General features: G+C 69.2%; 7 protein-coding genes. 3 read left to right on the forward strand and 4 right to left on the reverse strand.

The window, feature by feature from the left end; translation table 11 throughout:
• Positions 1-408, reverse strand: a 408-nt coding sequence (locus ABZX92_RS44180) for a DUF1453 domain-containing protein (RefSeq protein WP_355571910.1), incomplete at its 3' end; no start/stop codon positions are given.
• A 63-nt stretch (positions 409-471) separates the two neighbouring features.
• On the opposite strand from ABZX92_RS44180, the gene ABZX92_RS44185 reads away from it, so the two are divergent.
• A complete protein-coding gene (locus ABZX92_RS44185) occupies positions 472-1074 on the forward strand; it encodes a TetR family transcriptional regulator C-terminal domain-containing protein (RefSeq protein WP_355571912.1) in 603 nt (200 codons plus the stop codon).
• Here ABZX92_RS44185 and ABZX92_RS44190 read toward each other — a convergent pair.
• A complete protein-coding gene (locus ABZX92_RS44190) occupies positions 1031-1639 on the reverse strand; it encodes a methyltransferase domain-containing protein (RefSeq protein ID WP_355571914.1) in 609 nt (202 codons plus the stop codon). The genes ABZX92_RS44185 and ABZX92_RS44190 overlap by 44 nt on opposite strands.
• Positions 1640-1723: 84 nt before the next feature.
• On the opposite strand from ABZX92_RS44190, the gene ABZX92_RS44195 reads away from it, so the two are divergent.
• Together ABZX92_RS44195 and ABZX92_RS44200 are read left to right on the forward strand one after the other, a co-directional pair.
• Positions 1724-2671: an Lrp/AsnC family transcriptional regulator gene (locus ABZX92_RS44195; protein WP_355571916.1), complete on the forward strand. Its 948-nt coding sequence runs from the start codon at positions 1724-1726 to the stop codon at positions 2669-2671.
• A gap of 79 nt (positions 2672-2750) precedes the next feature.
• Complete coding sequence (locus ABZX92_RS44200) at positions 2751-5690, forward strand: BTAD domain-containing putative transcriptional regulator (protein WP_355571918.1); 2940 nt, start codon at positions 2751-2753, stop codon at positions 5688-5690.
• On the opposite strand, the gene ABZX92_RS44205 is transcribed toward ABZX92_RS44200, so the two are convergent.
• Together ABZX92_RS44205 and ABZX92_RS44210 are read right to left on the reverse strand one after the other, a co-directional pair.
• Entirely contained in the window at positions 5691-7151 is a 1461-nt protein-coding gene (locus ABZX92_RS44205; RefSeq protein ID WP_355571920.1) for an alkaline phosphatase family protein, read from the reverse strand.
• A gap of 86 nt (positions 7152-7237) precedes the next feature.
• On the reverse strand, positions 7238-7660 hold the full coding sequence (locus ABZX92_RS44210) for a helix-turn-helix domain-containing protein (protein WP_355571922.1): 423 nt from the start codon (positions 7658-7660) through the stop codon (positions 7238-7240).
• Positions 7661-7758: the final 98 nt, after the last annotated feature.

Here is a 7758-nt window from a genome sequence, read left to right on the forward strand (position 1 = left end):
AGCGAACGGAATTCCGGTGTTCAGCGCCTTGGCCCCGACGCTGAACAACTCGCCGAGCATGCTCACGCCGATCGACAGCTGCGTCGGCGCGTGCCCGCCGATCAGCAGGCCCAGCCCGAGCGACGCGCCGAGCGACGTCACCCACACGAGCAACGTCCACGGCGTGTACCGCTGCCACAGGTGCCCGTCGCGCTCGAACAGCCTGATCGTCATGCCCCGCAGCGCGCCGAACGCGAACCCGGCGGCCAACGGCAGCAGGTAGATCAGGTGGAAGCCCTCGAGCGCGCGGATCCCGAAGAACAGCAGGAACGCGGGCGGCGCCAGCAGGTCGCGGGCGTTCAAGGGCTCGCCGCTGAACCGGCGCACCAACACGTACAGCACACCGGCCGCTATCAGCACATATGTCATTGCATCCCCCTAAGTAGCATGACCTTGCTACTTAAACTAGCAGGGTCATGCTAGAAAAGGGAGGTGTCTCCGAGAGTCGTCGACCCAGCCGCCCGTCGCCAAGCCGTCGCCGAGGCGGTGTTCCGCGTGGTCGTGCGGGACGGCGTCGAGCAGGCCTCACTGCGCAACGTGGCCGTCGAAGCCGGCCTCGCGATCGGCTCCATCCGGCACTACTTCGACAGCCACGACGACATGATCATCTTCGCGGTCGAAGCCCTGATCCACTCGATCGACGAACGCGTGATGGCGCACGTGCGGACACTCGGAGACCGCACGGGAGATCTCCGCCGACCAGGAGAACGCGTGCTCTCGGAGGTGCTGCCGCTCGACGAGCGCAGGCGCGACGAAGCCGTGCTGTGGCTGGCTTTCGCGACCGCGGCACGCACCCGCCCGTCGCTGAGGCCGCACGCCGAACGGCTCTACGACGGACTTCGCCAATTGTGCCACCGAGCCCTGACAGTCATGTCCGAGAACGGCACGGTGGGCGCCGTCGACGTTCAGCTGGAAGCGGAACGGCTCGCGTCACTGCTGAACGGCCTCACCGTGGACGGCGTGCTGCACCCGGACCGGATGACCCCGGAGCTCACGGTGTCGTTGCTGCGCAAGCACCTCGACTCGTTGCGGTAGCTTCCACGACCCACACCGGCAGCGTCGGCAGGCCGTCGACGCCGGTCAGGGTGATCACGTCCGAGTCGAACCGGGTGATCTCCCAGCCGGCGTCCCGCACAGCCGTCCGCAGCTCGGCGGCACTCACCTCGAACGGGCCGCCCTCGACCGCCAGGGACGTCAGGTTCAGCAACGCCCCGTCCGCGGCCGCATCGCGCAACGACACCATCAGCCCAGGTCGTTCCGACGGTGGCAGGCAGTGGAACAACGCACTCGCGAGCACAGTGTCGAACTGCCCGGTGAACGTGGAGCCGACGACCCACTCGACGCCGTCACCGCGTGACCGAGCCGTTTCGATCGCGGAAGGCGCGATGTCGACGCCCGTCACCCGGAACCCGCGCGACGCCAGGAAAAGCGCGTTGTCACCCGTCCCGCAGCCGGCGTCCAGCACGTGCCCGCGGAACCGCCCAGCGGCCTCCCACGCCACGACGACCGGCTGTGGCGCCCCGATGTCCCACGGCACACCGGTGTGCGGCATCCCCTCGACCAGCTCGCCACCGCGGTAGAACCCCTCGAAATCAACCATGCACCGAGCTTCGCAACGTGAGCCCCGATCGGTCGGTCAGAAGCGGAAATGCGGCGGAATCCGCCACGAACTATCGTCAAGCGGGTGGAATCCATCGACAGGAGACTCGCGCACGCGCTCCAGATCGACGGCCGCGCCCCGTTCGCGAAGATCGCCGACGTCCTCGGCATCTCCGAACACACCGCAGCCCGCCGCTACCAACGGCTCAAGGAGCACGGCATCAGGGTGAGAGGCGCGCTCAACCGGTTCCGCCTCGGTCACCACGCCTGGACTCTGAGACTCCGCTGCACTCCGGACGCCGGCCCCGTGCTGGCCCAGGCACTCGCGAAGCGCGGCGACACGTTCTGGGTGCACCTGATGTCCGGCGGCACCGAGATCTCATGCCTCCAGCAGGTGAAGAGCCCGGACGAGCTGCTGCTCGACCGGCTGCCGAGACGCCTGGTGGACGTGAGCGCGCACAACATCCTGCGCGGCTTCGTGTCACCCGGAACGTGGCGTGGCATCGCCTGCCTCGAACCCGGCGAAGCCGAAGCTCTCCAACCGGAACTCGAACCGGAACCGGCCGGCGAACTCACGCCACTCGACGAAGCTCTGCTCAAAATCCTCGAAGCGGACGGCCGCGCCAGCTTCGCGGAGCTGGCCGCCACCACCAGGACCTCCGAGTCGACCGCCCGCAGACGCGTCGAGCACCTCAGGAGGAGCGGAGTACTGGAACTGCAGTTGGACGCCGATCCAGCACGGTTCGGCTTCGCGACGCAGGCCAGGCTGTGGATGCGGGTGGAACCGCGGCACCTGGCCCAGGCCGGGGCGACCCTGGCCACCCACCCGGAGGTGTACTTCGCGGCCGCCACAACGGGACCGGCGAATCTCGTGGCCAGCGTGACGTGCCGCAGCGGCGGCGAGCTTTACCAGTATTTGACTGGACGCGTCGGGAGCCTCGACGGAGTGCGGGAAACAGAAACCGCCCCTGTTCTGCGCACCCTGAAACGTGTCGCGATGGGCGAGGATGATGCATCCTCGTACCAGACCTGAAGGTCATCTGGGGGATGGGGGTGTGAGCGTGCGAGCGCTCGTACTTGGGCCGATCGAAGTGTGGGTCGGCGACAGACAGGTGAGTCTCGGAGGACCGAAGCCGAGGACTCTGCTGGCGGCCTTGCTGCTGCAACCGCGCCAGGTGGTGCCGGTGGAGCGGTTGATCGACCTGATCTGGGACGAGACGCCACCGCAGACGGCGGGCGCGCTCGTGCACACCTACGTGTCGTCGTTGCGGCGTGCCGTCGGCAAGGCGCTGGTCACGAGAGCGCCGGGCTACCTCCTCGACGTGGACAGCGACGTCGAGCAGTTCAACAAGCACCTGACCACGGCACGACAGGCGGAACGAGCGGACGACCCGGCCACCGCCATCACGCACTACCAGCACGGGCTCTCGCTGTGGCGCGGCCCGGCCCTGCACGGCGTCGAGTCGGCGTTCGCCCGCGGGCACGCGATGACGCTGGAGGAGTCCAGGCTCAGCGCCGAGGAGGGGCTCGGCCGCTGCGAACTGGCGCAGAACCGGGTCGAGGACGCCATCGCGCGGCTCTCGTCGCTCGCCAACGCCCACCCGGCGCGTGAGGACACCCGCGAGCTGCTCATGCGGGCCTTCCACCGCGCGGGACGGCAGGCGGACGCGCTCAACGTCTACCGCGACGCCCGCGAGTACCTGCTGGACGAACTGGGCATCGAGCCGGGCGAGAAGCTGCGGGAGCTGCAGACCGCGATCCTCAACGGCACGCTCGAAGCCGCGCCGCCGAAGGCCACCGTGGTGACGGCACCGGTCGTGACGACGCAGCAGGTCGTCCCGCACCACCTGCCGCCCGACATCAGCGACTTCACCGGCCGCGAGGAGGCGTTGAAGCAGGTCCTGGGCCTCACCGAGGGGCGTGAGGAGCGCACCGCGACGCCGACCGTGGTCGTGTCCGGATTCGGTGGCGCGGGCAAGTCCGCGCTCGCCGTGCACGCCGCGCACCTGCTGCGGAAGTCGTACCCGGACGGCCAGCTGTTCGCGGATCTGCGCGGCGCGGGGCGGGATCTGGAACCGCAGGAGGTGATCGGGCGGTTCCTCGGGCTGCTCGGCATCCCCGGCCAGGACCAGCCCGCCGCACCGGACGAGCGCGTCGAGCTGTACCGGCGCACGGTGTCCGACCGGCGGCTGGTGATCGTGCTCGACAACGCCCGCAGCGAGTCCCAGGTCCGGCCCTTGTTGCCGGGCAACGCGAACTGCTTCGTGATCATCACCAGCCGCAGCAGGCTCACCGGGCTGGAGGGTGCCGAGCCGATCGAGCTCGGGTTCTTCAACTCCGTGGTGAGCGAGGAGATGCTCAGCCGGATCGTCGGCACCGACCGGGTCGGCGCGGAACCCGAAGCGGCGCAACGGATCTCGGAGCTGTGCGGCGGGGTGCCGCTCGCACTCAGAGCCGCCGGGGCGAAGTTGCTGGCCCGGCCGCACTGGCCGTTGAAGACGCTCGCGAAGAGGCTGTCGGACGAACGCAGGAGGCTCGACGAGCTGGAGACCGGCGACCTCGCGATCCGGTCGTCGCTGAGGCTCAACTACTCCGAGCTGGACGCCCGGCACCGCAAGGCATTCCACCTGCTGTCGCTGCTCGACCTGCCGGACTTCGGTGCGTGGGTCGCGGCGCCGTTGCTGGACATCTCGCCGTACGACGCGGAAGACGTCGTCGAACACCTGGTGGATCTGCGCCTGGTGGACGTCGCCGGGGTCGACCAGATCGGCCGGGTGCGCTACCGGTTCCACGACCTGGTGCAGCTCTTCGGCGCCGAGCAGGCCGCGCAGGAACCCGCGACGGAAGCCGTGACACGCCTGCTGGAGGCGTGGCTCGCGCTCGTCGAGACCGGCGTGAAGAAGCTGCCGCGCGTGACGCTGGGGTTGCGGCCGAAGCTGCACACCGAGATCGAGCCGGACCCGCGGCTGGCGGAGGACGTCGAGGAAGATCCGACGGGCTGGCTGCACTCCGAGACGGACGCGGTCGTGCGCGCCGTCGAACGAGCCCACGACCTCGGTGTCGACGAGCTGACCACGACCGTGATCACGTCGCTGCTGTCGTCGCCTTTCGCGGCACGCAACGAGTTCGGCAACTGGCAGCGCACGCACGAGGTGGCGCTGCGGTCGGCGCGGGAACGCGGCAACCGGCGCGCGGAGGCGGTGCTGCTGGCCGGGCTCGGGCAGTTGCGGTACGAGCAGGACGACTTCGCGGCGGCGCTGACGAGCTTCCAGCAGGCGGCGGAGATCGCGGGCGAGATCGACGAACCCGAGACGCTCGCCGTGGCGTGCGTCGGCATGGGCACGGTCTACCGCGACCTGGCCGAGTTCGACCGGGCCCGCGAGCTGCTCGACCAGGCGATCACACTGGGGGACAACGGGGTCGTCGCGGCGGCCAGCTACGGCGTCGGCGCGATCCACCGCGATCACGGTGACCTGGTGGAGGCGACGCGGGCGTTCGAACGGTGCGTGGAGCTGTTCCAGGCGCAGGACGACCAGCGCGGTGAGGCGTTGGCGTTGCGGGGCTTGAGCTTGTGCCACCGGGCGACCGGCGCGTTCGCGGAAGCCGTTGCGCTGAGCCGGGAAGCCGAGCAGATCCTGCGGGAAGCGGGGGACGAGCTCGGTGCCACGTACGCGGCTCAGTCGCTCGCGAAAGCGTCTTTGCGGGCGGGCGAACTGGAGGGCGTCGACGACCTTCTGGCCGAGTGCCTGGAGGTCTGCACACGGCAGCACGACCGGTTCGGTGTCGCGTTGATGACTCGGACACTCGGCGAGGTCGCGCTGGCTCAGGGAAGAGACGACGAGGCTGCTGCCCTGCTTGAGGACGCGCTCACGCAATGGACCGAGCTGGGACTGCCGATCTGGCAGGCCCGCACCATGCGTGATCTCGCCGCCGCCACCGCGAACGACGAGATGTGGGCGCAGGCCAAGCAACTCTTCGGTCAGCTCGGTGCGCGGGAAGCGCGGGAACTGGAGGAGCTGAGCGCCAGCGAGTGGCGCTCAGCCCTGCCGTAGCTACGACAGGCGCGGGGCGTCGACGGCCCAGTACCAGTTGTTGCCGGCGTCGAAGAGCCGCCACGACACCTTGGCGGTGCGCGCACCCGGCGGGACGGTCACGTTCAGCGAGATCTGCTGGGCGAGGCCGTCCGCGTTGTGGGTCTTGACGAGCTGCGCCGGGCCGCCGTCGAACGACACGGACACCGTGCCGGTCTGCGAACCCTCCTGCAGGTAGTGCGAGCCGTACTCCAGCCGCACGCTCGACCTGCCCGTCACGTCGTAGGAGGGCGAGGTCATCGTCGAGTCGAACTTGCCGCTCGACGACGGCGAACCCTTGTCGTCCCACTCATCCGGGTCCGCCACGGCGAAGACGCCACGCGCGCGCACGTTCGCCTCACGCGACTGCGAAGGCGCGGTGCGAGTCCAGAACTCGTCGGTCGTGAACGACCAGCCCTGCCACTCCGCGACACCCTGCGGCATCGACGACGAGGTGGTCACCGTCCAGCCCGCCGGACCCTGGTGCGTCCAGCCCAGAACCGAAGCGGGCACACCGGTTTCGTCCTGACGCGGCTTCAGCGTCACCGAGTCGAACGCGTCGACCGGCGCGGAGCCGATCGCGCAACCGTCGAGGGAAGCGGCGACACCGAGGTGCTTGAGAGCGGAAGCCGCCACGTCGACCAGCTTCGGCGCCACGGCCGGACGAGCCGCGCCCGTGGAGATCACGAACGTCATGCGCTCCTCGGGAGAGTCACCGCCGTGGCCGCCCGCCGCCGTGTGGCCGTGGTCGGTGGTGAGCATGATCAGCCAGTCCTCGGACGCGTAGGTCGACCGCGACTCGACGGCGGCGACGAGACGGCCGATCTGCGCGTCGTTGGTGCGCATCGCGGCGGCGTACTGCGAGGAGTCGGCGCCGAAGCTGTGGCCCGCGATGTCGATCTGGCCGAGGTAGACGAACGAGGCGTCGGCGGCGTTGGTCCTCAGATGCTGCTCGGCGTCGACCGTGATCTTCTCGTCCGAGCCGGTGTAGCCCGCCGTGTCGCCGTCCAGCACGTACTTGCGGTCCTGGCCGGCACGCAGGATCTGGTCGCCGATCGGCTTCCAGTCCACCGCCGCGTACGTCGACAGCGCGGGGTTCGCCGTGTTCGCCCGCTCCAGCCAGCTCGGGTACGACGCGAGGGCGTTGCCGGAGAAGGAGTTGTCCTTGACCTTGTGCTTGTCCGGCCACACGCCGGTGAGGATCGTGGACCAGCCGGGACCGCTGGAGGTCTGGGCCATGCCCGACCCGTACAGCGCGCTGCGGGCGCCGTAGCCGCGGTTCAGCAGCGCGTGGACGTTGGGCGTGTCAGCCGACAGCAGCTTGTCGTAACGAGCGCCGTCGAGGCCGATCACCAGCACCTTCGGCGTCTTCGCCGGGGCCGCGTGGGCAGCCGGGACGAGCAGCAGCAGGGGCAGCAGTAACGCAAGAGCAGCTCTTGTCATGACAAGAACACTTGCGCCCTGCAACCGTCTTCAGCAATGCACTGAAGATTGAGTTCACCCGGGCTTCCGCAGTTGTCAGTACAAGTTCACGAACGTGCCGTCACCTGCACATCGCGCGCCGTCAGCTCGGCGCCGCAGTCCGTGCACTCGACCTTCGCCCGCACCCCGCCGCCGCAGTCGCGGTGGTGCAGGTGGAACGACTCGTCCTCCTCGGTCGCCATCCACTTCTCGCCCCACGTGCGCAGCGCCATCATCACCGGGTAGAGATCGCGGCCCTTGTCCGTGAGCCGGTACTCGTGCCGTGTGCGCCCATCTTCCTGATAGGGCACGCGCTTGAGCACGCCCTCCTGCAGCAGCACGTTCAACCGATCAGTCAGCACGCTGCGCGAGATCTCCATGGTCGCCTGGAAGTCCTCGAAGCGGCGGGTGCCCAGGAAGATCTGGCGGAGCAGCAACAACGTCCAGCGCTCGCCCAGCAGCGCGGCCGGGCGGCCCAGGGTGCAGGGCATGCTGGCGCGAACTCGCCGTACATGGCAGCGGTCGCGTTCGACGGGACCCGCGGCTACGTGACGAACTCCAACGACAACAAGCTCACCGTGATCGACAC

The sequence above is a fragment of the Lentzea sp. NPDC006480 genome, assembly GCF_040611995.1.
In the GTDB taxonomy this organism is placed as follows: Bacteria; Actinomycetota; Actinomycetes; order Mycobacteriales; family Pseudonocardiaceae; genus Lentzea.

What these genes read in the sequence shown, in the direction of transcription:
- ABZX92_RS44190 (WP_355571914.1), bottom strand. Translation starts at nt 1,639, where the DNA reads ATGGTTGATTTCGAGGGGTTCTACCGCGGTGGCGAGCTGGTCGAGGGG.
- ABZX92_RS44205 (WP_355571920.1), bottom strand. Translation starts at nt 7,151, where the DNA reads ATGACAAGAGCTGCTCTTGCGTTACTGCTGCCCCTGCTGCTGCTCGTC.
- ABZX92_RS44210 (WP_355571922.1), bottom strand. Translation starts at nt 7,660, where the DNA reads ATGCCCTGCACCCTGGGCCGCCCGGCCGCGCTGCTGGGCGAGCGCTGG.